The sequence below is a fragment of the Veillonella sp. ZSJB6 genome (assembly GCF_051549505.1).
Lineage (GTDB): Bacteria > Bacillota > Negativicutes > Veillonellales > Veillonellaceae > Veillonella.
Genome location: NZ_JBPUGE010000001.1, coordinates 397,316 through 421,169, shown reverse-complemented (window position 1 = coordinate 421,169; position 23,854 = coordinate 397,316). Strand labels below are relative to the sequence as shown.

Annotated in this window: 30 protein-coding genes; 29 read left to right on the top strand and 1 reads right to left on the bottom strand. The window is 36.1% G+C overall.

Translation table 11 applies throughout. From position 1 onward, the window contains the following. The 9 genes from ACSV5T_RS01960 (at nt 1) to ACSV5T_RS01920 (ending at nt 7,463) form a co-directional block, all read left to right on the top strand. Entirely contained in the window at nt 1–795 is a 795-nt protein-coding gene (locus ACSV5T_RS01960; RefSeq protein WP_438320152.1) for a TrmH family RNA methyltransferase, read from the top strand. A gap of 185 nt (nt 796–980) precedes the next feature. Next, nucleotides 981–1,835 carry a ChbG/HpnK family deacetylase gene (locus ACSV5T_RS01955; RefSeq protein ID WP_039969208.1) on the top strand — a complete coding sequence of 285 codons (855 nt, stop codon included), beginning with the start codon at nt 981–983 and terminating at the stop codon, nt 1,833–1,835. After that, a complete protein-coding gene (locus ACSV5T_RS01950) occupies nt 1,832–2,824 on the top strand; it encodes a lysylphosphatidylglycerol synthase transmembrane domain-containing protein (RefSeq protein WP_005386673.1) in 993 nt (330 codons plus the stop codon). Before ACSV5T_RS01955 ends, ACSV5T_RS01950 begins: the two co-directional genes overlap by 4 nt. A 15-nt stretch (nt 2,825–2,839) precedes the next feature. Further along, nucleotides 2,840–3,289: an ACT domain-containing protein gene (locus ACSV5T_RS01945; protein WP_005386672.1), complete on the top strand. Its 450-nt coding sequence runs from the start codon at nt 2,840–2,842 to the stop codon at nt 3,287–3,289. Nucleotides 3,290–3,313: 24 nt separating this feature from the next. Next, nucleotides 3,314–4,603, top strand: a complete 1,290-nt coding sequence (locus tag ACSV5T_RS01940; RefSeq protein WP_295804108.1) for a homoserine dehydrogenase — start codon at nt 3,314–3,316, stop codon at nt 4,601–4,603. Nucleotides 4,604–4,606: 3 nt separating this feature from the next. Next, nucleotides 4,607–5,521 (top strand): homoserine kinase, encoded by a 915-nt coding sequence (thrB, locus tag ACSV5T_RS01935; protein ID WP_438320150.1) that lies wholly within the window; start codon nt 4,607–4,609, stop codon nt 5,519–5,521. A 55-nt stretch (nt 5,522–5,576) separates the two neighbouring features. Then, a complete protein-coding gene (htpX, locus tag ACSV5T_RS01930; protein ID WP_105089179.1) occupies nt 5,577–6,452 on the top strand; it encodes a zinc metalloprotease HtpX in 876 nt (291 codons plus the stop codon). 22 nt (nt 6,453–6,474) lie between these two features. After that, complete coding sequence (ndk, locus tag ACSV5T_RS01925) at nt 6,475–6,882, top strand: nucleoside-diphosphate kinase (RefSeq protein WP_105089180.1); 408 nt, start codon at nt 6,475–6,477, stop codon at nt 6,880–6,882. A 65-nt stretch (nt 6,883–6,947) separates the two neighbouring features. Next, the gene (locus tag ACSV5T_RS01920; RefSeq protein WP_156719116.1) at nt 6,948–7,463 is read left to right on the top strand and encodes a cob(I)yrinic acid a,c-diamide adenosyltransferase; all 516 of its coding nucleotides are present in this window, start codon (nt 6,948–6,950) and stop codon (nt 7,461–7,463) included. Between the two features lie 47 nt (nt 7,464–7,510). Here ACSV5T_RS01920 and ACSV5T_RS01915 read toward each other — a convergent pair whose 3' ends face one another. After that, nucleotides 7,511–7,846, bottom strand: coding sequence for a hypothetical protein (locus ACSV5T_RS01915; RefSeq protein WP_438320149.1), 336 nt, complete (start codon nt 7,844–7,846; stop codon nt 7,511–7,513). Between the two features lie 63 nt (nt 7,847–7,909). Here ACSV5T_RS01915 and cobU point away from each other — a divergent pair, with 63 nt between their 5' ends. The 20 genes from cobU to ACSV5T_RS01815 all read left to right on the top strand — a co-directional run bounded on the left by cobU (nt 7,910) and on the right by ACSV5T_RS01815 (nt 23,838). After that, nucleotides 7,910–8,488, top strand: a complete 579-nt coding sequence (gene cobU / locus ACSV5T_RS01910; RefSeq protein WP_438320148.1) for a bifunctional adenosylcobinamide kinase/adenosylcobinamide-phosphate guanylyltransferase — start codon at nt 7,910–7,912, stop codon at nt 8,486–8,488. Next, the gene (locus tag ACSV5T_RS01905; RefSeq protein WP_438320147.1) at nt 8,481–9,998 is read left to right on the top strand and encodes a cobyric acid synthase; all 1,518 of its coding nucleotides are present in this window, start codon (nt 8,481–8,483) and stop codon (nt 9,996–9,998) included. The genes cobU and ACSV5T_RS01905 overlap by 8 nt, the downstream gene beginning before the upstream one ends. 12 nt (nt 9,999–10,010) lie before the next feature. Continuing rightward, nucleotides 10,011–11,003 carry an adenosylcobinamide-phosphate synthase CbiB gene (cbiB, locus tag ACSV5T_RS01900; RefSeq protein ID WP_438320146.1) on the top strand — a complete coding sequence of 331 codons (993 nt, stop codon included), beginning with the start codon at nt 10,011–10,013 and terminating at the stop codon, nt 11,001–11,003. Continuing rightward, the gene (gene cobS / locus ACSV5T_RS01895) at nt 11,003–11,896 is read left to right on the top strand and encodes an adenosylcobinamide-GDP ribazoletransferase (protein WP_438320145.1); all 894 of its coding nucleotides are present in this window, start codon (nt 11,003–11,005) and stop codon (nt 11,894–11,896) included. Before cbiB ends, cobS begins: the two co-directional genes overlap by 1 nt. Nucleotides 11,897–11,959: 63 nt before the next feature. Further along, nucleotides 11,960–12,844 (top strand): GHMP family kinase ATP-binding protein, encoded by an 885-nt coding sequence (locus ACSV5T_RS01890; RefSeq protein WP_438320143.1) that lies wholly within the window; start codon nt 11,960–11,962, stop codon nt 12,842–12,844. A 24-nt stretch (nt 12,845–12,868) separates the two neighbouring features. Further along, nucleotides 12,869–13,999 (top strand): pyridoxal phosphate-dependent aminotransferase, encoded by a 1,131-nt coding sequence (locus ACSV5T_RS01885; protein ID WP_438320142.1) that lies wholly within the window; start codon nt 12,869–12,871, stop codon nt 13,997–13,999. Nucleotides 14,000–14,006: 7 nt separating this feature from the next. Next, a complete protein-coding gene (gene cobC, locus ACSV5T_RS01880) occupies nt 14,007–14,645 on the top strand; it encodes an alpha-ribazole phosphatase (protein ID WP_438320141.1) in 639 nt (212 codons plus the stop codon). Then, the gene (locus ACSV5T_RS01875; protein ID WP_438320140.1) at nt 14,645–15,343 is read left to right on the top strand and encodes a pseudouridine synthase; all 699 of its coding nucleotides are present in this window, start codon (nt 14,645–14,647) and stop codon (nt 15,341–15,343) included. The genes cobC and ACSV5T_RS01875 overlap by 1 nt, the downstream gene beginning before the upstream one ends. Before the next feature lie 70 nt (nt 15,344–15,413). After that, nucleotides 15,414–16,487 (top strand): M24 family metallopeptidase, encoded by a 1,074-nt coding sequence (locus ACSV5T_RS01870; protein WP_438320139.1) that lies wholly within the window; start codon nt 15,414–15,416, stop codon nt 16,485–16,487. 15 nt (nt 16,488–16,502) lie between these two features. Then, a complete protein-coding gene (gene efp, locus ACSV5T_RS01865; RefSeq protein ID WP_005386642.1) occupies nt 16,503–17,060 on the top strand; it encodes an elongation factor P in 558 nt (185 codons plus the stop codon). 145 nt (nt 17,061–17,205) lie between these two features. Further along, nucleotides 17,206–17,586 (top strand): Asp23/Gls24 family envelope stress response protein, encoded by a 381-nt coding sequence (locus ACSV5T_RS01860; RefSeq protein ID WP_178884980.1) that lies wholly within the window; start codon nt 17,206–17,208, stop codon nt 17,584–17,586. 12 nt (nt 17,587–17,598) lie between these two features. Further along, entirely contained in the window at nt 17,599–17,994 is a 396-nt protein-coding gene (locus tag ACSV5T_RS01855) for an Asp23/Gls24 family envelope stress response protein (RefSeq protein ID WP_129823021.1), read from the top strand. Continuing rightward, the gene (nusB, locus tag ACSV5T_RS01850; protein WP_438320137.1) at nt 17,984–18,388 is read left to right on the top strand and encodes a transcription antitermination factor NusB; all 405 of its coding nucleotides are present in this window, start codon (nt 17,984–17,986) and stop codon (nt 18,386–18,388) included. Before ACSV5T_RS01855 ends, nusB begins: the two co-directional genes overlap by 11 nt. Beyond that, complete coding sequence (locus tag ACSV5T_RS01845) at nt 18,388–19,341, top strand: Kae1-like domain-containing protein (RefSeq protein WP_438320136.1); 954 nt, start codon at nt 18,388–18,390, stop codon at nt 19,339–19,341. The genes nusB and ACSV5T_RS01845 overlap by 1 nt, the downstream gene beginning before the upstream one ends. A 2-nt stretch (nt 19,342–19,343) precedes the next feature. Beyond that, entirely contained in the window at nt 19,344–20,567 is a 1,224-nt protein-coding gene (gene xseA / locus ACSV5T_RS01840; RefSeq protein ID WP_438320135.1) for an exodeoxyribonuclease VII large subunit, read from the top strand. Next, a complete protein-coding gene (gene xseB, locus ACSV5T_RS01835; protein WP_298631581.1) occupies nt 20,542–20,748 on the top strand; it encodes an exodeoxyribonuclease VII small subunit in 207 nt (68 codons plus the stop codon). The genes xseA and xseB overlap by 26 nt, the downstream gene beginning before the upstream one ends. Nucleotides 20,749–20,757: 9 nt before the next feature. After that, nucleotides 20,758–21,636: a polyprenyl synthetase family protein gene (locus ACSV5T_RS01830; protein WP_005386631.1), complete on the top strand. Its 879-nt coding sequence runs from the start codon at nt 20,758–20,760 to the stop codon at nt 21,634–21,636. A 28-nt stretch (nt 21,637–21,664) separates the two neighbouring features. Beyond that, the gene (locus ACSV5T_RS01825) at nt 21,665–22,144 is read left to right on the top strand and encodes a divergent PAP2 family protein (protein ID WP_005386630.1); all 480 of its coding nucleotides are present in this window, start codon (nt 21,665–21,667) and stop codon (nt 22,142–22,144) included. Further along, on the top strand, nt 22,141–22,944 hold the full coding sequence (locus ACSV5T_RS01820; RefSeq protein ID WP_438320134.1) for a TlyA family RNA methyltransferase: 804 nt from the start codon (nt 22,141–22,143) through the stop codon (nt 22,942–22,944). The genes ACSV5T_RS01825 and ACSV5T_RS01820 overlap by 4 nt, the downstream gene beginning before the upstream one ends. A 9-nt stretch (nt 22,945–22,953) precedes the next feature. Further along, nucleotides 22,954–23,838 carry an NAD(+)/NADH kinase gene (locus ACSV5T_RS01815; RefSeq protein WP_005386628.1) on the top strand — a complete coding sequence of 295 codons (885 nt, stop codon included), beginning with the start codon at nt 22,954–22,956 and terminating at the stop codon, nt 23,836–23,838. The last annotated feature ends 16 nt before the right edge of the window (nt 23,839–23,854 follow it).

Sequence of the window (23,854 nt, the reverse complement as noted above, 5' to 3'; positions counted from 1 at the left end):
ATGGAATTTATCCAATCTAAAGATAATAAGACTATTAAACGTATAGTTTCTCTAGGACAACGTAAAAATCGTAATAAACATGGTGAGTATATTGTTGAAGGTATCCGTTCTATCCGTGATATTTCATCTAATGGTGTAATAAAAACAATTGTTATACGAGAGTCTAAATTTAAAGATAATAATATCGAAGCGTTATTAGCTTTAGATTCTATGCAATCAATTCCTACTTATATTGCGCAAGATCCAATATTTGATAAAATCGATAATACCGTAAATGGACAAGGTATTATTGCCATAGTAGCGAAACCCAATCATAGTATTGAATCTATCTCTATTGAAGATGGTGTTTATATTACACTAGATGGTGTCCAAGATCCCGGTAATTTAGGTACGATTATACGTACTGCTGTAGCAGCAGGTGTGAAGGGCATATTCTTGATGAAAGGTACAGTAGATCCTTTTAATGATAAGACGGTACGTAGTACAATGAGTTCGTTACATAAAATACCTGTCTATGAAGACGTGACATTATCTATGCTTAATGATCTGATTGCAGAATCCAATATGTCTACCTATGTAACTGCTTTAGAGGAATCAAAACCTTATAACATGGTTACATACGATAAACGATGTATGTTGATTTTAGGCAATGAAGGGAATGGGGTAACACCTGAGGTTATGAATCTATGTAAGCACCGAATCATGATCCCCATGTATGGTGACATTGAATCGTTAAATGTGAGTGTAGCAGCAGCTCTATGTATGTATAAAGCTCAAGAGCAATTGATGTCATAATTAAAATACTTGAGAATCAGATCAAGTATTTATGATAAAAATTTATAAGTATATCGAAAGTCCTCTACTAGTATACAAGTAGGGGGCTTTTGTATTGATTTTATAGTTCTGTATTTGGTACAATAACATATATCCTTTGTGGGAGAACAAAGTTCTCCCCTTTTTTAATGAAAAGGAAGAAAACTATGTCCAAATTAATAGTAAATGCCGACGATTTTGGTCTTCATAGTGCAGTTAATGCAGCAGTCATTGATGGCCACCGTACAGGTATCATTACGAGCACCTCTCTATTAGCGGGAGGCGAAGCTTTTACAGAAGCCGTAAGTATGGCAAAAAATAACCCTAAGTTGGGCATTGGTGTTCATATCGCCTTAGTAGGTGGGCTAAAACCGGTATGTAATCCATCTGAAGTACCATCTCTGCTTACATCCGAAGGCGTCTTTCCAGAAACATATATCGATTTTATGAAACGAATTTATACTGGAAAGATTAACTATAGTGAGTTGCGCAAAGAAATTCACGCTCAAATGGAACGGATCATGGAGTCCGGTTTGCACGTAACGCATATTGATGGTCATCAACATATGCATGTATTACCAACGGTACTACCAATCGTTATTGAGCAAGCGAAACACTATGGTATTAATGCAATACGCATTCCAGATGAATCCTCTTTATTTGTCAATTATATGTACTCGCCAGTGCGATTACTAGGCAAGGTCGGTTTATCTACTGTAGCGGCAAAGGCAAGGCCTACAGTGCGGGATAATGGTATGTATTCCACACAATATTTTTGGGGTATGGTAAACGGGGGACACATTAACCAGAAAACGTTAATGGGTATATTAAAATCCGTATCTAAAAAATCAGGTACTCATGAATTGATGATTCATCCAGGTTTAAATAATACGATTTTGGGAAATCAATATAAATGGGGCTATCATTGGGAGGATGAATTACAAGCTGTTTGTTCTAACCATACGCGTTTATATATTAGACAACATAATATTGAGCTAATTAATTATGGAGACTTGATATGAGTAAAATGATGAAGAGAGGCATTTTTATGTTTCTCTTACTATTGGCTGTGTCAATTGGTATCATTTACTACACTATTGATTTAGATGCATTAAAAACAATTTCATCATTTAATAGTATTTCTTTATTATTAGCTTTGATAGCTTTAGCAGCAGGTATGTATTTTGATGGCCTACGGTTACAAAGACTTGTAAAAATCGGTGGGTACAAGCTATCCATAAAGGCGGTACTTCGCGTAATTTTTAGTAATTATTTTATGGCCATGTTGACACCAGGTGCCAGTGGAGGTGCTGTAGCGCAAGTTCTAGTATTAAAAAGTTATGGTGTACCCATATCTAAAGGCACGCCAATCGTATTAATACGCACTGTATTTTCTATTATGTTCTTGGTCATCATGTTACCTTTAGTATTTTTACGTGATGCCATTGAAATCCCTTATATCTCACGAGATATGCTGTTAATTTTCGCTGTATTAGCTGTTATTGCCACGTTTTTAGGTACATATATCTTGCAGACTAAATATATGCGTCAATTTGTATATAATTTAGCGCAACGTTTTAAAGCACATAAAACAAGAGATTGGCTCTCTAAATTAGAAACCTTGAATCAAGGTTTAGGATTACTATATAAACAACCGATTCAATCTTTTATTGTATTTATTGAGTCTGGATTGAGTTTATTATGCTTATACTGTATTGCACCTGCATTGATGTATGCTTTCACACCAGATATTCCTATCATTGATATATTAGATCGAATGATTCTATTAAATTTAATTTTATATTTCGCACCAACACCAGGGGGAACAGGGATTGCAGAAGGACTATTTGTAGTATTGTTTAGTACCTTTGTACCTAATGGAACTGTTGGTATTGTAGCTGTAGCATGGCGAGTTATGGCAGAATATTTGCCATTTTTTATCGGTATGTATGCAGTATTAACATTATATGGGCGTCAATTTGTGGCCCAAGAAACTTCAAAAGAACAATAAGGGAGTGTGTGTTCTATGACTAAACCAAAAAAAGATAAGTTTTATCTGGTGCAAGAAGATATTTTACCAGAAGCGATAAAAAAGACGATCAAGGTAAAAGAGATTTTGAAGCTAGGTGAAGTTAAAACGATTAATGAAGCAGTTGAAAAAATGGATTTGAGTCGTTCTGCATATTACAAGTACAAAGATTATGTATTCCCATTTTTTGAAATTGCCCAAGGTAAAATCGTTAGTATTTATGTTTCCATGTCTAATGAATCTGGCATGCTATCTAGTGTTTTAAAAGCCATTGCAGAACGGAATGGTAGTATTTTGACAATCAATCAAGATATTCCTTTACAGGGTATTGCAAACAGTAGCATTTCCTTTGAAACGAAAGATTTACAAGGATCATTAGAAGATTTATTATTAGATATTCGCTCTATGAAGGGCATTATTAAGGTAGAAATTTTAGGCCAAGCATAGGCTATTGAAGAGAGTAGGACAATTATGACCACTATAAAAATTGCGTTATTAGGTTTTGGTACTGTTGCACAAGGTACATTTAATTTGTTGCAAGATAATGCTGAGTTAATTAGAAATCGTACAGGTGTTAATGTAGAAATTTCTAAAATCTTTGTGCGTAATCCTGATAAATATAGCCATATTACATTGCCTGAAACAGCTCAATATGTAACTGATATTGATGAAGTATTAAAAGATGATTCCATTCAAATGGTTGTGGAATTAATGGGTGGTACAACCTTTGCTAAAGACTGTGTAGAAGGCGCTTTAAAGGCCAAGAAAAATGTAGTAACAGCGAATAAAGATTTATTAGCAGAATCTGGCCCATACCTATTAGATTTAGCTAGCAAAAATGGAGTGGATTTGCGCTTTGAAGCATCTGTATTAGGTGGTATTCCTATCATCCGTACATTATATGAATCCTTAGCGGGCAATCGTATTACTGAGATCATCGGTATTATGAATGGTACGACAAACTTCATTTTAACGAAAATGTCTGAAGAAGGTTTAAGCTATCAAGATGTACTAAAGGAAGCACAAGATCTAGGTTATGCAGAGGCTGATCCTACAGCGGACGTTGAGGGTCTAGATGCAGCACGTAAATTGGCTATTCTTGCCTCTATTAGTTTCAATCGTCGCATCTTCTTTGAAGATGTTTCTGTAGAAGGTATTACAAGCATAGATACAGAAGACATCAAATTTGGTAAAGAGTTTGGCTACAATATTAAATTATTAGGTATTGCTAAGGAAACTAGCCAAGGTTTATCTTTAAACGTATACCCTGCATTTATTCCTACAACACATCCTTTAGCATCCGTTCGTGGCTCTTATAATGCTATTTATGTTAAAGGTAATGGTATCGATGATGTAATGTTATATGGTCGCGGTGCTGGTAGCTTGCCTACAGGTAGCTCTGTTGTATCCGATATTATGGAAGTAGCAAAAAATGTTTCATATAATGAAACAGGTCGTTTGAAACCATTCTATTACGATCAAAAGAACATTTACTCTCCTGGCAAGATTCAATCTAGCTACTACTTGCGTTTAGAAGTAGATAATAAAACAGGTGTGTTAGCAAAAATTTCTGCAAAATTAGCAGAGCAAAAGATTTCTGTGTTATCCATTGTTCAACGCAATATGGATCCAGAAACTGCGGTTCTTGCAATTGTTACGTCCAAATGTCCTAGATCTTATATTTTAAATCTTATCGATTCCTTTAACAGCTTGCGTTCCGTTAAGTCTGTTAATAGTGTAATTCGTATTATGGAAGCTTAAACTATGAACACTGTTCGCGTACAAGTACCAGCCACTAGTGCTAATTGTGGACCTGGTTTTGATTGCTTAGGTTTGGCACTCAATCTATACAATATTTTTAGCTTTACACCTGATGTAAAAGCTACTGAATACACCTATACTTTTGAAGGCTTTGGCGCAGACATTTTACGTGCTGAAGATCCTAAAAAAAATCTTATTGGCTTTGCGATGGATCAAGTTTTTGCTACTGTGCAAGAACCAATTCAATATGGACATATTACGTCTGAAACTTTAATTCCTCCATCTCGTGGGCTCGGTAGTAGTAGTACAGCAATTGTAGGCGGCTTATTATTGGCTAACGCGTTAGTTAAACATCCACTTTCAAAAGAGGAATTGTTAGTCATTGCAAACCGTATGGAAGGTCATCCAGATAATGTTGCACCTGCTATTTTCGGTAATTTATGCTGTGCTACAGGCTTAAAAACAAAGGTATTAAATACGGTTATCTCTGTTCCATCTGAATTGCATTTTGCCGTAGTCGTACCTGAGGTTATGGTTTCTACAGAATACGCTCGTTCTGTGTTACCTAATCATGTACCATTTAAAGAGGCTGTGCAAAATGTGAGCCATGCATCTTTATTTGTAACTAGTTTGATCACACATCAATTAAACAATTTATCTGTTGCATTAGATGATAATTTGCATGTACCATATCGTAAAACATTAATACCACATTGTGAGGCAGCCTTTGAGGCAGCTAAAGCTGCTGGCGCATATGGTGCAACTATTAGTGGATCTGGTTCCACTCTAATTGCCTATGTAGATAAGGCCCATGTACAAGCTGTGGCAGATGCTATGGGTGCTGTATTTACATCTAATGGAATTGAAAATAGAACATATTGCTTAGAAGCCGATAGTAAAGGAGCATCAATTATTTAGTTTGTGGTATAATTATAGTGTTAGGCATAGTCCATAACTATAATTGGAGGAAACTATGAACAATATAAAAACAACGCTTTTATTAGCGACTTTGACGGCCATTTTAGTGGTCTTAGGTGATATGATTGGCGGTAGAAGTGGTATGATGATTATGTTCGTTATATCCATGGGCATGAATTTTATGTCCTATTGGTATAGCGACAAAATCGTTTTAGCACAATATGATGCACAACAAGTTACTGCACAATCTAACCCAAAATTATATGGCATGGTAGAACGTTTGGCTAAGAATGGTAAGTTACCAATGCCAAAAGTGTATATCATTCCAAGTGATGTACCTAATGCATTTGCAACAGGCAGAAATCCGAGTCATGCAGCAGTTGCGGTTACAGAAGGTATTCAACGACTATTAACAGATGACGAGCTAGAAGGTGTTCTAGGACATGAATTAACCCATGTTAAGAATCGCGATACATTGATCAGTACTATTGCTGCTATGATGGCAGGCGCAATTTCTATGATTGCCTATGTGCTTCAATTCTCAGCTATATTTGGTCGTTCAGATGACCGTGAAGGCTCTAACCCGTTAGAGTTAATAGGCGCCATAGTTATTGCACCTATCGCAGCAGGACTCATTCAAATGAGTATCTCTCGAGCTCGTGAGTTCTTAGCTGATGAGGGGGGCGGAGAGATGTGTCGCAATCCTTTAGCTTTGGCATCTGCCCTTGCAAAAATTGATTACTATTCAAAACATGGTGCATTGCCAAATGCAAGTAATGCAACAGCCCATATGTTTATCATCAACCCTATGGTTGGTATTGGTGAAAGCTTGAGCAATCTTTTTAGTACACATCCTCGTACAGAGGAACGTATTGCAAAATTGAAACAACAAGCAATGAATCCTAAATATAAAGAGAAAGCATTATTTTAATTAATATCTACAGGAGGATATCATGCAAGAAACATTAGTTTTAATAAAACCAGATGCAGTTAAGCGTCAATTAAGTGGTGAAATTATTAGCCGTTATGAACGTAAAGGTCTTGTCATTAAAGCGTTAAAACTTTTACAAGTACCTCGTGAACTAGCGGAAGAGCATTATGCTGAGCACAAAGAAAAACCATTCTTCGGTGAATTAGTTGATTTCATCACATCTGGTCCAGTTCTTGCTTTCGTATTGGCCGGAGATAATGCCATCGTATCCGTACGTGCTTTAAACGGTGCCACAAATCCTGTAGATGCTGCCCCTGGTAGTATTCGTGGTGACTATGCCCTAACAATGGATGCTAACGTAGTACATGCGTCTGATTCTCCGGAGGCTGCTGCTCGTGAAATTCATCTTTGGTTCCCAGAATATAAATAATCTCAAGGTTGAGAACATATAGCTTTTCATTCTACATTTATGTATTTCTATAGGAGGTAATACATATGGCAAGTAGTGTTTATACAAAAACAGGCGATGCTGGTACAACTGGTTTATATACCGGTGAACGAGTACCTAAATCCTCATTACGCGTAGAAGCTTATGGTACAATCGATGAATTACAAGCCTTTTTAGGCTTGGCTCGTTCCTATGCTGAAAATGCACGAGTTGCTACTGAATTATATGATATTGAGCGCAACTTATGGACTTTAATGGCAGATATTGCTAGTTTAAATGCGGCGCCAGTCATTACAGAGCAACATGTTAAACATTTAGAAAAGGTTATTGATCGCTTTGACGAAAAGCTTGAACCATTATCTAATTTTGTGATTCCTGGTGAAAAACAATCTTCAGCTTATTTACATGTAGCGAGAACGATTACTCGTCGTGCTGAACGTGCTTTATGGCGTGTATTAGATGCTGGTGAAAGCGTTCACGAATCTAATTTAAAATATTTAAACCGTCTATCCGACCTTTGCTTTATTATGTGTCGCGTAGAAGAGGAAATTGGAGCTGAATAAACAAAAAAAGCTATGTATTTTACATAGCTTTTTGCTCGTTATAGACCTTATTGTGAAATTGTTTGATTTAAAACATCGTGAGGACTTGGATAGTAGAAGAAAATATGAGGAATTTCATAACGGAATTTTTCTCTCAATAGATCAGAAAGTGTTGTTTCGAAGTTTATAATTTTATCAGCTCCGAAATCAAAATCTTCTACCAAAACCAATAACTGTGGTTCTACTTGAGGTGCATTTTCTGGTAACATTTCTGGTGGTAGTGGAACATTTACTACTACACGTACGGTGCCAATATATTTACCTTGTCCATCGTCAATGGCAACACGATAGGTATTATCCCATAAAGTAGCCATCATTTTTAGTTTCATATTCATAATTTCCATAGTATCGCTCCTTTGTTATACTTATAATGATACTGAAATTATAAATTCTTGTATAGGTGCATTATGAAATCACAAATTATATTGTGTTCCGGTGGGGCACGAAGTGGAAAAAGTGAATTTGCAGAACGTTTAGCCCTTGCTACAGAAGGTCGAAAAGCTTATGTAGCAACAGGACAAGCTTTTGATGATGAAATGGTTGATCGTATAAAGAAACATCAAGAGCGACGTGGTAATATATGGACGAATTTTGAAATACCATTATATTTGGCCGTAGAGTGGCAACATATTAGCAGTGTAGCGGATGTAATACTCATAGACTGTTTAACCATGTTTACAACAAATCATATGATGGCTCATGGGTCAATTCAAGGCCAACAAGATGCAAATCGGTTAGAAGATATGGTACTTTCAGAATTAGAAGCATTATTAAATCTAATCAAAGTAAGTGATGATAAAATAGTTATATTTGTAACTAATGAAATTGGTCTTGGTATTGTACCAGATAATAAGCTAGCAAGATATTTTAGAGATATTGCAGGCCGCGTCAATCGAACAGTAGCAACTGAAGCTGACAAATTATACCTAACGATTAGTGGCGTTACCATTGAATTAAAATCCCAGGAGGTTCATATAAATGGCTAAGAAAATTATGTTCCAAGGAACAAGTTCCAATGTAGGCAAAAGTATTTTATGTACTGCATTATGCCGTATCTTTTATAGAAGAGGTTTTAAAACTGTTCCCTTTAAAGCTCAAAATATGGCCCTCAATTCTTATGTGACAAAATGGGGCGATGAAATTGGTCGTGCTCAAGTAGCGCAAGCTGAGGCTGCTGGCATAGATCCAATTGTACAAATGAACCCTGTGTTATTAAAACCTACAGGTAATCAATCTTCTCAAGTTGTATTGATGGGTAAACCTGTGGGCGTTTATAGTGCTAAAGAATACCATACAAAATATTCCTTAACCGCTCTTGATAAGGTAAAAGAATCTATCGATTTCTTAGATTCCAATTTTGATATGATGGTTATTGAAGGTGCAGGTAGCCCTGCAGAGGTAAATCTCAAGGCTAATGATATCGTAAATATGCGCATTGCCAAGATGACGAAAGCACCTGTATATCTCATCGCTGATATCGATCGTGGTGGTGCTATTGCATCTATTGTGGGTACATTAGAATTGCTCGAACCAGAAGAACGAGATCTTATTAAAGGTATTGTTATCAATAAATTCCGCGGTGATATTAAACTATTAGAACCTGCACTTACCTTCATTGAAGAAAAAACAGGAAAAAAGGTAGTTGGTGTCATTCCTGCCATTGAAAACCTTGATATTGATGAAGAAGACTCTGTTGCACTGGAAAACAAACGCAATAATGGAGCTAAAGAAATTCAAGTAGTGGTTATGCAAACACCTAAAATTTCTAACTTTACTGACTTTGATGCATTAAATTATGAACCAGATGTATCTGTTCGATTCGTCGGCCCTGGCGATGTTATTGGCAATCCGGACTTAATTGTTTTACCGGGCTCCAAAAATACACTAGCAGATCTTACATATCTTCGTAACTCTGGTTTTGCCGATGAAATAAAAAAACTTGCTGACCAAGGTACACCTGTTATTGGTGTATGTGGGGGCAATCAAATGTTGGGTAAAACGATTTATGATCCGCATCATATGGAAGGAGATATTGAAGAAATTGAAGGCCTTGGTTTAGTCGATTCTTCTACGACTATGAAGGATCAAAAAACAACACATCAAGTAGAATTCAATGTTTCAAATCTTCAATTTTTAAATGGTACATTTACAGGTGAAAAACTAGTAGGCTATGAAATCCATATGGGTGATACTACACCATTAGTAGATACTGTGCGCCGTTGTTTCACCATTACAAGTCGCAGTGAAGAAGCCGTTAATGTAGTTGATGGTTTTATCGATGGTAATCACCAAGTAATGGGGACATATATTCATGGTGTGTTTGATAATGATGAATTTAGACGCTTTATTATCAATCAGTTGCGTGAACGTAAGGGGTTAGAACCATTAGATGTAGTATTCCATTATTTCGAACACAAGAATGCAGCTTATAATCGATTAGCTGATATTGTAGAAGAACACTTAGATATGGATTATATTATGTCTACCTTGGGGTAATAGGGGAGATATATGGAACATTTAACAATCTTGCATTGGTTTACAAAGTATAGCTTTGTATGTATACCAGTCTTAGCATTTTTATTAGATTTACTCATTGGGGATCCTAATAGTAAATACCATCCTGTAGCTATTATTGGTCGCATCATATCTTTTTTTGAAGCAGTTCTCTATAAAGATACTGACAACGATACTAAAAAATTATGGTACGGTGGTATTGCAGTTGGCTTAATCCTCGTTTCTGTATATATTGTAGTGTCTTTAATACTATGGCTTGGTGGCGTTGTTGATGAATGGGTAGAATATGCTCTTGAAGTAATTATCTTATATATTGCTATATCTCCACGTTCACTAGCTGGTGCAGGCTTTACTATTAGCCAGTTAATTAAGCAAGATAATATTGAAGAAGCGCGCAAGCGATTATCTTGGATTGTTGGTCGCGATACAGAAGACTTAGATGAAAGTGAAATTACACGAGCTACTGTAGAAACAATTGCGGAGAATACAGTAGATGGGATTATTGCACCTTTATTTTTCTTTATCATTGGCGGTCCAATGGGAGCAATTCTATATAGAACGGCCAATACTATGGATTCTATGCTAGGCTATAAAAATCAAAAGTATTTGTACTTTGGTCGTGTAGCCGCCCGCTTTGATGATGTACTCAATTGGGTTCCTGCTCGAATTACCTTTATATTGTTAATCATATCTGCATTCTTTTTACGTTTTGACGCAAAGAAAGCCCTACAAATTGGATTGCGTGATGCTAATAAACATCCCAGTCCTAATGGTGGTTATGCAGAAGCACCAGTTGCAGGGGCTTTACATATTCGTTTAGGTGGTTACAATCAATATTTCAAGAAAATGACCTTCCGTGAATACATGGGAGATCCTATTGAAAAATTAAATCGTAACCACATTACACGCACAATTTATATGATGTATTTTACGACTATACTAATGATTATAATTAGTACAGCTATTACTTATGGGATGAATGTATAATGACACCTTTTTTCATAGCATTACAGTTTCTAACACGTTTAAAAATCGTTAATCAAACAGAATGGTCTGTAGAAGATTTTGGTAAATCCGTTGTAGCCTTTCCCTATGTAGGCTTAATTATTGGCCTTATTTTAGCATTATTGTATGGTATATTATCACCATTTATACCGTTAGTACCATTGATGTTAATCCTTGTGATAGCGGAATTCTTAATTACAGGTGGTCTCCATGCTGATGGCCTAATGGACACCAGTGACGGTTTATTTTCTGGACGTGAAAGGGACCGTAAGTTAGAAATTATGAAAGATAGCCGTATAGGCTCTTTTGGTGTTGTTGCTTTTGTATTTGTCACACTTTTAAAATGGCAATTATTAACAGCGATTCCAACAGCGGAATTTATTCCAATGGCACTAATTATGATGCCATTAATGAGTCGTTGGTCCCTTGTTTTGAGTATTCGATCCTATCCCTATGCACGAGAGCAGGGGATGGGGGCTGCATTCGCTAATTTAGCACCAAAGCATGTTATTACGTACAATACACTTTCTACCTTCTTTATGCCTATTGTGATATTACTAATTGGTGTAATCTTATATACCCTTTTATATGGTGTATATTCTATTTTTTCCATAGCTGATGTAGGTTATGTTGTTGGATTAGGTGTATTGGCTTACGCTACATTAGGTATTTTCCAAATCAATATTGTAAGCATGATAATTACCTATATTATCAATCGTTTGCTTAATCGTTATATTGTTAAGCAACTTGGTGGTACTACTGGTGACACATATGGATTTGTTGTAGAGGTTACAGAGGTATTATTACTTTTTGTATATATCATTATCTTGTCCATATTATCTGCTACTGTCGCATCCAATACGACTATGTTTTAATAACGTTCTGCCTAATGGCTTCTTATAAGTTACTGTTTTTATTTAATGTGAAAGGAGTTCAATGTGACCTATTATGTAAGAGCCCCAGGTACATGTGGGGAATTTCTACAAGGTTCTATTAATGGTCAGTCATTCTTAGTGACTTGTCCTATTAATCGATACTCCTACGCATTAAGTAATGTAACACATCCGTTTTCACAGCACTATTGTGCATTACAGCCTAAGTCTGCTAAGGCAAGACAATTAGTACAGCAATTATTACAAAAAAATAATAAAGACCAAGCTTGTCCACCTGTATATGTACGTTCTGACATTATACAAGGTAAGGGGATGGCCTCAAGTTCTGCGGATATATCTGTGACGGCTATGGCAACAGCGTTAGCCATGAATTATGATCTATCACTAAAGGAATTAGAGCAAATTTGCTTATCTGTAGAGCCTACAGATGCTTCATTTTATCAAGGTGTAACTCAGTTTGATTATATAAAAGGCACTATTTCTCAACCACTAGGCATGTGTCCTCCATTGAAAATCCTTGTATTTGATGAGGGTGGGAGTATAGATACGGTCTCTTTTAATCAACAAGTAGATTTACAAACTAAGATTTTAGAAAAAGAATCAATCATAGAAGAGTCACTTGATCTATTCAAACGGGGATTAAATACACATGATATAAATTTAATAGGTCAAGCAGCTACATTAAGTGCCTTTGGTAATCAACGTATATTGTATAAACCGAATTTATATGATTTTCATGATATAGGTAATTACTACAATAGTGTTGGTACAATCATAGCTCATAGTGGGACCATTATGGGCCTTTTATTTCCAGTAGATTATGGGCGAATCGATGATTGTAAACAAGAGATTATGCGTAAATTACCACAGTTATCCTATGTGGATACTGTAGAAACAACAAACGAAGGATTGACCTATATCAAACGATAATATATTTAATAGAAAGAGAATCAAATGTCTAAGATACATGGGGGCAATATATTTCAGTTTGCCCATGAACAACGAATTGAACCATATGAGGTAATTGATTTTAGCGCTAATATTAATCCTCTTGGACCTAGTCAACGTGGATTGGATGCATTAAATAATCAATTACGTTATATTTCTCATTATCCAGATGCTACAAATGATGATGTGTTAAATGCTATTGCTGATACATATGGGATGGATAAGAATCAAATTATAGTTGGTAATGGCGCAGCTGAGTTATTGTATGCCATTTGTCGTTTACCTGGATATACTGGTGCTTTTGTACCAGCGCCTGGTTTTTCTGAGTATAAAGAAGCTCTTGAAGCTAGTAATATTCCTGTACGCGATATTTTCTATCGCCCTCGTGAAGATGATAATGGAAAACCTTATTTTGAAGTACCTTATTTAGCATTAGAAACATTTGCTGCTGAGCTTAAAGGTCAAGATGGTCGCATTATTGTATTTTTAGGTAATCCTAACAACCCGGATGGAACATTGCTTGATAAAGCACACATTCGAACTGTAGCGAGCATGTTAAAAGATGCCAATAGTTTACTAGTTATAGATGAGTCCTTCATTGACTTTGTTGGCAATGATCCATTACGTGATAATGACCAATCTATGCGTTCTTTGATTAATGAATTCGATAATATCATCGTAGTTCATTCTTTCACGAAGTTTTACGCTGTACCAGGCCTCAGAATTGGTGCTGCTTTTGGTAACAAAAAAGTAATTAGTCACTTACATCAATATATTCCTAGTTGGTCTGTAAATACATTAGCCCAAACTTATACTGAGGTTGCTTTGAATGATGTTGATTATATAAAAAGAACAAAGCAAGAATTAAATGAGGAAAGAGCCTTTATGTATAATGCATTAGATGGGATAGAAGGGATTACCGTATATCCACCGTCTGCCAATTTTATCTTGTTCAAAGTAAATCGTGAAGGTATTACAGCAAATACGATTAATGAAAATCTAAAGAAAGATAACATGATTGTACGCAATTGTGACTCTTATGTAGGTCTCAATAATCAATGGGTACGCATTGCTATTAAAGATCATGCTACTAATATCAAATTAGTAGAGAAACTAACAGATATTTTGAAAGTATAGGAAGATTATGAAGACATTATATATTGTGCGCCATGGAGAAACTGATTGGAATAAAATGGGGAAATATCAAGGCATTACAGATGTTCCTCTAAATGAAAACGGTTTAAATCAAGCCAAAGCCTGTGGTGAAGCTCTTAAAGACATTACCTTTGACCGTATATTATCCAGTGATTTAAGTCGTGCTTTGGTTACAGCTGAAACAATTCGAGGTGATCGCACTACACCTATTACAGTGGATCAACGATTACGAGAGCTTAATTTTGGTGACTGGGAAGCTATGCTATTCTCAGATATTGAAGCACGCTGGCCAGGCCTAATTGATGAGATGTATTTGAGACCTCATCTTGTAAAAGTTCCAAACGGAGAAAGCTTTAAAGATTTGCAAGATCGTGCATGGGCAGGACTTGAAGAATTTCTCAACGAAAATGATGAAGAGGAAACACTTTTAGTTGCATGTCATGGCGGAACTATTCGAACATTATTATGTAAATTACTAGACATTTCAATTAGTCATTGTTGGAATTTTAGCCAGGGTAATACGGCTATTAACCGTATTTTCTATAACGGTATGGGCGAATATGATCATAATATTTTGAATTTGCTCAATGATACGGCCCATGTTGAGTTACTACAAGGACATGTATAATGCGACTTGATAAATTATTAGCTAATAAGGCTTACGGTAGTCGAAAAGAGGTTCATCAACTCATAAAGGATCAGAGAGTTACCATTAATGGTGAAGTAGCAAGAAAAAAAGATATTCATGTAGATATTGAATCTGATGTCATTGTAGTCGATGGTCAAATTGTTAATACCAAACAACATTACTATGTTAAATTTCATAAACCTAAAGGCTATGTTACTGCTGTAGAGGATGCAAGTCATCCTGTCGTAATGGATTTATTGCCCCCTGAATATATAAAAATGGGCGTGGTCCCTGTTGGAAGATTAGACAAGGATACAGAAGGCCTACTTTTACTTACCAATGATGGTGTTTGGGGACATTCTATTATCAATGGCAATAAGCATGTAGAAAAGGTTTATTACGTAGAATTCGAAGGTGAGTTAACCGAAGAAGGCATTCAACGTATTAAAGAGGGTATCGTCCTAGGCGATGGAACCCATTGTAAGCCCGCTTTAATTGATGTTTTATCTCCCAAATCTTTACATATTACAATTGAAGAAGGCAAATATCATCAAGTAAAACGTATGATTGGTGCTGCTGGTGGCACTGTTACCTATTTAAAGCGTCTAACTATAGGTCATATAGATTTAACCGGTATTGAAAAGGTTGGTTCTGTACAGGACTTATCCTCAGATGATATAGAGGCTTTCAAAAAATAGCATAAAATTCTATTCAATATAGGTATTTTATGGTAAGATTAATTGTACTTTATAGACTAGGAGCATGATTATGAATGGATTAAATCTGCTACAACAGTATATTAAAGAGCAAGAATTAACAGGCGTCATTTTGATGAGCCCTATAAATTTACATTATTTTGCTGGTTTTACTGGTACAACAGGGTTTGCTATCATTACTCAAGATAAAGCTTTTATGATTACTGATTTCAGATATACTGAGCAAGCTACAAAACAATGTGAAGGGTATACAGTCATTCAATATGAATCCTCTGTTATGGATACTCTTGTAGACATATTCAATGAACATCATATTCACGAAGGTTTATTTGGTATTGAGGGCAAACAAATGCCTGTTGATACATACGAAACCTTATGTGATACATTAGATGAACGCTTTAATTTTACGTCTATCAATTTTGCTAAACTACGAGCAGTCAAGCGTGAAGATGAATTGGAATTATTGCGTAAAGCAGCTAACATTGGTGATGAAGCTTTCGCCGCATTGCTACCACAACTAAAAGTAGGAATGACTGAAAACGAAGCACGTATCATATTAGAATCAGAAATGTTAAAACGTGGTTCTGAGGAACCTTCCTTTGCAACCATTGTAGCTTCTGGTAGTCGGTCTAGTATGCCTCATGGTGTAGCCAGTGATAAGGTCATCGAAGCAGGTGATTTTGTTACCTTTGACTTTGGTGCTGTATATAAGGGGTATCATTCCGATATGACTAGAACTATTGTGATGGGGCCTGCCTCTGAATTACAAAAGAAGTTATATAGTATAGTTTTAGAAGCACAAAAACGTGGCGTAGCTGCAGTTCGAGCTGGTATAACTGGCAAAGAACTTGATGCAGTCTGTCGTGATTATATTAAAGAACATGGATATACCAAGGAATTTAATCATGGCACTGGTCATGGCGTAGGTCTTGAGATTCACGAAGAACCAGTAGCGAATACTAAATCCGATACGGTATTTACAGAAAATATGATCATTACGGTAGAGCCTGGCATTTATATTACAGGTACTATCGGATTGAGAATAGAGGATAGTGTCATCGTCAAATCTGACGGCTATGAGGTGTTGACACATAGTCCAAAAGAGTTAATTGAAATAGGTATTTAGAAGGAGAAGAGTTAGATGATTTCCAGTAATGATTTTCGTCCAGGTGTAACCGTTGAAATCGACGGTAATGTATGGCAAGTAGTTGATTTCCAACACGTTAAACCAGGTAAAGGTGCTGCATTCGTACGTACTAAAATGAAAAATTTGCAAACTGGTTCTGTAGTAGAGCGTACTTTCAATGCAGGTGAAAAAGTGCCTAAAGCACATGTTGATCGTCGTCGTATGCAATATTTGTACGAGTCTGATGGCTCCTACACATTCATGGATAACGAAACATATGATCAAGTTGAACTTAACCTTGAACAATTAGGTGATGCTAAAAACTTCCTTCTTGAAAATATGGAAGTATCCATCATGTTCTTCCAAGGTATCGTAATCGGTATCGATTTACCTGTAGCTGTTGAACTTCGAGTAGTTGAAACAGATCCTGGTATCCGTGGTGATACTGCTACTGGTGGTAACAAACCAGCTGTATTGGAAACAGGCTACACTGTAAAAGTACCTCTCTTCATTGAAGTAGATGATGTACTTCGTATTGATACTCGTACAGGTCAATACATCGAACGTGCCTAATACGTATTGATACGTATTGATATGTATTGGGGCAAGATCTTTTCATGGAATCTTATTCCCCATATATCCTAACATTTGCACTGTAAGCACTTGTCGTCTATGTAATTATATATAGGGACAAGTGCTTTTTTTGAAAGAGGCCAGTATGACCAAGAAAAATACTGAACTAGAGTCGGGTAAAATTAAGATTAGTGAAGATGTATATGCTACGATTGTCACTATGGCAGCACTTGAAACAAAGGGTATACATCATATGAGCTCCACCTTTAATGATGGTGTTAATACCTTCTTTAGACGTAAATCTGATCATGAAGGTGTAAAGATATCATTTAATGATGAAGGAGCAATTTCTGTTACTTTATATGTTTGCATTCAATATGGGTATCGTATCCCTGATGTGGCCTTACGTTTACAAGAACGTATCAAAACAGCTTTAGTTTCTTATACAGAAATTGAGGTACAAACCATTGATGTAGTGGTACAAGACATTATTTTTGATGATTTAGTAACACCATCACAGCCTTAGGAGGGTATCTATATGAGTTCAGACAATCAATTAAACTATGGATTAGATATGGATACCATTGATATTGCAGACTCTGTCATCATCGATGTAGCTACTAAAACGTTAGCTACGATTCCAGGTATTCATTCTTTAAGCCCTCGCTTTTACGATGAATTAGTAGAGGGTATTACACATGCCTTTGGTCAACGTAGTTTACCAGGTATCAATGTTAAACATCGTAAAGGTTTTATTGAAATCAATATTTATATTAAAGCCTTGTATGGATACAATCTTATTGAGTTATCCAAACAATTGCAGTTAGAAATCAAACAAACCTTAAAGAATATGCTTGATCTTGATCATGTTAAGGTTGATGTTCATATTGAAGGTATTGTTAAAGAAAAGGAGCCAACTCCACATGGTAATTAAGCGAAATCGACGTGAAGCACGTCAATACGCATTTCAAATGTTATATGCTAATGAATTTCATGCAGACCAAAGTGATGTTCAATTTCCAGAAGGACATATGCATAAATCTATGGATAAGGCCTATGCGAATAACATTATAAATGGTGTATTATCCGCTTCTGAAATTATAGATGCAGCATTACAGCCATTTTGTAAATCACGTAAAGTTGAAAACTTAGACAAGGTTGATCGTGCTATTTTACGTATTGCTCTATGGGAAATGACAAATGAAGATGAACCTTTAGAACCATCTATAGCTATTAATGAAGCTATTCAATTAGCTAAAAATTTTGGTTCTGATTCTTCCTATAAATTAATTAATGCAATTCTAGATGCATATAATAAGAGTAAATAATGAAACGATATTACTTAGGCATTGATACTAGTTGCTACACTACAAGTTGTGCCATTATAGATAGCGACTTTCAAATAGTTGGGGAAGCCCGCAAAATATTAGAGGTCAAACAAGGTGAGCGAGGACTACAACAATCAAATATGGTCTTTCAACATACAAAGGCATTGCCTAAGTTGATACCTGAATTGCCACAACTACCAATTAGTGGTATCGGTGTTAGTGGTTTTCCTAGACGTGAGGAAAATTCCTATATGCCAGCCTTTATGGTAGGGCTAGGGTATGGTCAATCTCTAAGTCATATGATGAATGTACCTTTACAAGTTTTTGCACATCAAGAAAATCATATTTTAGCTGCCCTTCGAGAACTAAAAACAATTCCTAAAGATCCATTTTTAGCACTTCATTTATCTGGTGGTACTACGGAGCTCGTATACTGTCATTATAAAGGAGAAGGCATATTTGAGTCTCACATTATTGGCGGCTCTAAGGATTTACAAGGCGGTCAATATGTAGATCGTATTGGTGTTGCAATGGGTTTACCATTTCCTGCAGGTAAGCATCTAGAGGCATTAGCATTACAAACTACAGAATATAAACCATTACCATCTTCTGTAAAAGATGGTTGGATAAGCTTTGCTGGGCCATGTAGTGCGGCTATGCGACGCATTAGTGATTCCATGAATGATATGGAAAAATCTAATTTGTCGAGAGCTGTATTCACCTCTATTGGAAATGCACTAGAAAAAATGATTACCTATCATTTAAAAAATAAACCTGTTAAAACATTAATTGCCGTAGGTGGTGTAATGAGCAATAGTATACTTCGTCATCGTATGGAGCATTATTGTATGCGTAATCACATTACATTACACGTGGCACAACCACAATTTTCTGTTGATAATGCCACTGGCAATGCTTTTGGCGCTGCTTTTTTAGAGGAAATTAGAGGATAATCGTGAATGTATTAACCATTACACAATTAAACAATCTTATAAAGCGCACCTTAGACCGTGAATATCTACTTAAGAATCTTTATGTTAGCGGTACTATTATTAACGCTAAACGTCATAGTAGTGGTCATATGTATTTCTCGTTAAAAGATGAAGAATCCGCTATTGATGTTACCATGTGGTCTAGTACAGTTATGCAAAAAGGACTGGCCAATGCCATTCAAAATGGATTATTAGTCACTGTGAAAGCATCTGTTAATTTTTACAATAAAATGGGCCGTTTAAATCTCATTGCATCAGATATGCAAATAGGGTCTAAAAGCCCATTACAGCTCGAATTTGATGCGTTAAAACGAGAATTAACGGCGCTAGGATACTTTGATGACAGCCACAAACAAAGTCTTCCGTACATGGCAAGTTGCATAGGTATTGTTACATCTCAATCTGGCGCTGTATTGCATGATATTTTACATGTTAGTGAGAGACGTAACCCATTAGTGCAATTTAAATTATTCTCCGTTCCTGTCCAAGGCAATACTGCAGGACCTGTTATTGCAAGAGGTATTGCTGCTGCCGATGCTGATCCAGAGGTGGATGTCATCATCGTTGGTCGTGGTGGTGGATCTATGGAGGATTTATGGTGCTTCAATGATAGAGCAGTTGTAGAGGCTATATATACTGCTAATACACCAGTTATCTCAGCAGTAGGTCATGAAACAGATTATACCTTATGTGATTATGTAGCAGATGCTCGTGGAGCAACGCCAAGTCACGCTGCAGAAATGGCTGTACTTCCTATCATTACACTACAAGATCAATTAACAGAAAAAGAAGAATACCTACATGAGTTTATACGTTATACATTACAGCAGAAACGTACAGATTTAACATTTCTCTTTAATCGTAGATTAGGTATTCCAGCTCTACAATTTTTGCATAAACAGAAAACGCATTTACAAGAGCTTTCACAATCATTAACTAATGCTACAAAAGAACGATGCAATACAGAGAAACATAGTTTAGCATTATTAGCTCAACAATTAGAATCTCTTAATCCATTACAAATGATGGTAAAAGGGTTTGCAAAGGTTGAACATAATGATAAACCTATAACGTCTGTTACTCAATTACATCCAAAGGATGATATACGAGTTACACTTGCTGATGGTTATGTGAATGCTACGGTAAAGGAGGCGCACAAAGATGGCCGCATCACTAAAAAATTATGAAAAGAAATATAAAGCCTTAGAGGATATTGTGAAACAATTAGACGATGGTGATATGACCATCTCTGAACTCTTAACTCAATATAAAAAGGGCTTAACATTAGTAAAAGAATGTGCAGAAATGCTCGATTCGGTTGAAAATGAAGTTCAACAAATTATCGAAGAAGTCCGCATCAGCGAATAAGGAGATTCTATGTTCAAAGACTATTTAGCGTCTAGCAAACAACATATTGAACAATGGTTAGGTGAAGTATTAACTAGCCCAAATCGAGAATTTAAACCCCTTTATGAATCTATGAATTACAGTTTAATGCAAGGTGGCAAACGAATCCGACCAATCTTATCTAAAGCTGTATTAGAAATGCTTCATAAAGATCCAGCTGATTATAAGGAATTTCTATGTGCTATGGAGTGTATCCATACATATTCCTTAGTACATGATGATTTACCAGCCATGGATAATGATGATTATCGTAGAGGTAATTTAACAAATCATAAAGTTTATGGTGAAGGTATGGCTATTCTAGCAGGTGACGGTTTATTGACCTATGCCTTTCAATTAATGACCGCTAATGAGACGGCTACAGCGCAGGAAAAACTTGATGCCATTCAATGTGTGGCTACGGCTGCAGGCCCTGAAGGTATGGTCGGAGGTCAAGCCTTCGATATGCTTAGTGAAGATAAACATATACCACTAGAGGAGTTAAAGGTTTTACACCGAGGAAAAACTGGGGCTTTATTTAATGCATCTGTAGAATTAGGGCTCATCTTAGGCAATGCAGATACAGCTACGAGAACAGCACTTATGGAATATGCAAATTGTTTGGGATTGTTATTCCAAATTACTGATGATATTCTAGATGTAACTGGTACAATTGAAGAATTAGGAAAAACACCTGGTAGTGATATTCGCCAACATAAATCTACCTATGTATCTTTACTAGGTCTAGATGAAGCTAAGAATCAAGCTTCCTTAGTTGGTAAACAAGCTCATGATGCACTAAATTCCGTTTCCTATGATACATCTATTCTGGCTGCTCTAATTGATTATCTTTTAGAACGCACTAATTAATTATTACGACCTGTAGAAGGTATAAATAATGATTGATATATTACCACAAATAGCACACAACTACATAGCGCAAGCCGCATTTTGGGGTTGGTTTACAGCTCAGGCTATCAAATTCGTATGGCAACTAGTTCGGCATGGTAAATTTCGTCCAGAACGATTAGTCGGATCTGGTGGTTTCCCAAGTTCGCATACATCCTTTGTTATCGCTACAACCACGGCTATATATCTAAAAAATGGAGCATCTGATCTTTTTATTCTATCCTTAGTATTCTCTATCGTAGTCATGTATGATGCATCTGGCGTACGTTTAGAAGCTGGTCGTCAAGCTCAAATTCTAAACCAAATTGTAGATTATTTTACAAAGAAAAACATACCTGTTGTCATTACTCGTAAAGAGGCCTTGAAAGAGTTATTAGGCCATACACCAATAGAGGTATTTGGGGGATTAATTCTTGGCATTCTTGTAGCATGTATTCAATTTTATTATATTTATAATGGTGTCATATGAGCAGTAAAGAACGTTTAGACATACTCCTTGTTAATCGAGGACTTTTTGAAAGTAGAGAAAAAGCCAAAGCAGCCATAATGGCTGGCCAAATCTTTATGGATACAACGCGTATTGATAAAGCGGGTACAAAAATTCCTGTAGATGCTAATATCGTAGTAAAGGGTAACACCTTACCTTATGTTAGTCGTGGTGGACTAAAGTTAGAAAAGGCTATTCAAACGTATCCTATCGATTTACAAGACGCTGTTATGGTCGATATAGGTGCCAGCACTGGTGGTTTTACAGATTGTGCTCTACAAAATGGAGCAGCTAAAGTATTTGCTATCGATGTAGGCTATAATCAATTAGCTTGGAAGTTACGTCAAGACCCACGTGTTATCAACATGGAAAAGCAAAATATTCGCACTGTCACACCAGAACAATTAGGTGAACTGGTTGACTTTATTTCCATAGATGTAGCATTTATCTCTTTAGATAAAGTATTGCCTGTAGCTACTACATTGTTAAAAGATACAGGCTCCCTCGTTGCTTTAATTAAGCCGCAATTTGAAGCTGGCAAAGAAAATGTTGGCAAAGGTGGTATTGTACGCAATCCGGAAATCCATAAAGAGGTTTTACATCGTATCTTACACGTTGCTCATGATTGTGGATTATATGTTCATGGATTAACTTTCTCACCAATTAAAGGTATGGAAGGTAATATTGAGTTTTTAGGTTATTTTAAAAAGTACAAAGAAGGGGCTTTAACCATTGATGATACTTTAATCGATACAGTGGTTGCAGAGGCTCATTCATTATAGGAGATTACTATGCGTATCGGATTTTTCCCTAATATGGGGAAAAGCAATATTATGGCAGTTTTAAAAATGGCTGCACATATTTGTAAAGATGAAGGTATCGAAGTATTCTTGCCAGATGATCTCGAATCAGATGCACCTGCACGAGTACTTAAGATTCCTGAAACTCACATTTTAAGTCGTCCAGAAATCTTTAAACAAATAGATATTGCCTTTAGTTTTGGTGGTGATGGTACCATCATCCATTTGGCACGACAAATTTACCCATACAATGTACCTGTTTGTGGTATTAATCTTGGTGAGTTGGGTTTCTTAAACCAAATCGAAGTTCACCAAATGCAAAGTCATATTAAACGTATTGCCAAGGGTGATTATAATATCGAAAAACGTGGACATTTATATGCGTATATTGACCGCAATAATGGTAATGAAGAAGAATTAGTACCTATCATTAATGAAATAGTTATTACCCGTGCAGAACCAGCTAAAATGGCACGTATCAATATGTCCATCAATAATCAACATACACAAATGTATCCTTCTGATGGCTTGATCATTTCTTCTGCCACAGGCTCTACAGGATATAATCTATCTGCAGGTGGTCCTATTATGAAGCCTGATAATAGATCAATTATTGTGACTCCTGTAGCACCACATCTTATTCAAGGCGTTTCTCTTGTATTGGAAGAGCATGATACAATTCAAATCACCATGCCAGAACGAGAGCCTCAATTACATATCTGTATAGATGGTACATTTGACTATACGTTTACCAATAAAGAAACATTACATATAAGCTCCAATCCAGTATATTGCTTATTCGTACGTTTTAAAGATCAATGTTTCTTTGGTACATTATTTAAAAAATTAGCCTCTCGTCGTGACGAGTTATTATAATACTAAAATCTCAAGT

Coding starts and splice junctions, on each gene's coding strand:
- ACSV5T_RS01860 (WP_178884980.1), top strand. CDS start 17,206: ATGACCAAGAAAAATACTGAACTAGAGTCGGGTAAAATTAAGATTAGT.
- ACSV5T_RS01815 (WP_005386628.1), top strand. CDS start 22,954: ATGCGTATCGGATTTTTCCCTAATATGGGGAAAAGCAATATTATGGCA.
- ACSV5T_RS01885 (WP_438320142.1), top strand. CDS start 12,869: ATGTCTAAGATACATGGGGGCAATATATTTCAGTTTGCCCATGAACAA.
- ACSV5T_RS01845 (WP_438320136.1), top strand. CDS start 18,388: ATGAAACGATATTACTTAGGCATTGATACTAGTTGCTACACTACAAGT.
- ACSV5T_RS01955 (WP_039969208.1), top strand. CDS start 981: ATGTCCAAATTAATAGTAAATGCCGACGATTTTGGTCTTCATAGTGCA.
- ACSV5T_RS01940 (WP_295804108.1), top strand. CDS start 3,314: ATGACCACTATAAAAATTGCGTTATTAGGTTTTGGTACTGTTGCACAA.
- cobC (WP_438320141.1), top strand. CDS start 14,007: ATGAAGACATTATATATTGTGCGCCATGGAGAAACTGATTGGAATAAA.
- ACSV5T_RS01960 (WP_438320152.1), top strand. CDS start 1: ATGGAATTTATCCAATCTAAAGATAATAAGACTATTAAACGTATAGTT.
- ACSV5T_RS01825 (WP_005386630.1), top strand. CDS start 21,665: ATGATTGATATATTACCACAAATAGCACACAACTACATAGCGCAAGCC.
- ACSV5T_RS01820 (WP_438320134.1), top strand. CDS start 22,141: ATGAGCAGTAAAGAACGTTTAGACATACTCCTTGTTAATCGAGGACTT.
- cobS (WP_438320145.1), top strand. CDS start 11,003: ATGACACCTTTTTTCATAGCATTACAGTTTCTAACACGTTTAAAAATC.
- ACSV5T_RS01915 (WP_438320149.1), bottom strand. CDS start 7,846: ATGGAAATTATGAATATGAAACTAAAAATGATGGCTACTTTATGGGAT.
- ACSV5T_RS01905 (WP_438320147.1), top strand. CDS start 8,481: ATGGCTAAGAAAATTATGTTCCAAGGAACAAGTTCCAATGTAGGCAAA.
- ACSV5T_RS01920 (WP_156719116.1), top strand. CDS start 6,948: ATGGCAAGTAGTGTTTATACAAAAACAGGCGATGCTGGTACAACTGGT.
- ACSV5T_RS01870 (WP_438320139.1), top strand. CDS start 15,414: ATGAATGGATTAAATCTGCTACAACAGTATATTAAAGAGCAAGAATTA.
- cobU (WP_438320148.1), top strand. CDS start 7,910: ATGAAATCACAAATTATATTGTGTTCCGGTGGGGCACGAAGTGGAAAA.
- cbiB (WP_438320146.1), top strand. CDS start 10,011: ATGGAACATTTAACAATCTTGCATTGGTTTACAAAGTATAGCTTTGTA.
- ACSV5T_RS01875 (WP_438320140.1), top strand. CDS start 14,645: ATGCGACTTGATAAATTATTAGCTAATAAGGCTTACGGTAGTCGAAAA.
- ACSV5T_RS01950 (WP_005386673.1), top strand. CDS start 1,832: ATGAGTAAAATGATGAAGAGAGGCATTTTTATGTTTCTCTTACTATTG.
- xseB (WP_298631581.1), top strand. CDS start 20,542: ATGGCCGCATCACTAAAAAATTATGAAAAGAAATATAAAGCCTTAGAG.
- thrB (WP_438320150.1), top strand. CDS start 4,607: ATGAACACTGTTCGCGTACAAGTACCAGCCACTAGTGCTAATTGTGGA.
- htpX (WP_105089179.1), top strand. CDS start 5,577: ATGAACAATATAAAAACAACGCTTTTATTAGCGACTTTGACGGCCATT.
- ndk (WP_105089180.1), top strand. CDS start 6,475: ATGCAAGAAACATTAGTTTTAATAAAACCAGATGCAGTTAAGCGTCAA.
- efp (WP_005386642.1), top strand. CDS start 16,503: ATGATTTCCAGTAATGATTTTCGTCCAGGTGTAACCGTTGAAATCGAC.
- ACSV5T_RS01945 (WP_005386672.1), top strand. CDS start 2,840: ATGACTAAACCAAAAAAAGATAAGTTTTATCTGGTGCAAGAAGATATT.
- nusB (WP_438320137.1), top strand. CDS start 17,984: ATGGTAATTAAGCGAAATCGACGTGAAGCACGTCAATACGCATTTCAA.
- ACSV5T_RS01855 (WP_129823021.1), top strand. CDS start 17,599: ATGAGTTCAGACAATCAATTAAACTATGGATTAGATATGGATACCATT.
- ACSV5T_RS01830 (WP_005386631.1), top strand. CDS start 20,758: ATGTTCAAAGACTATTTAGCGTCTAGCAAACAACATATTGAACAATGG.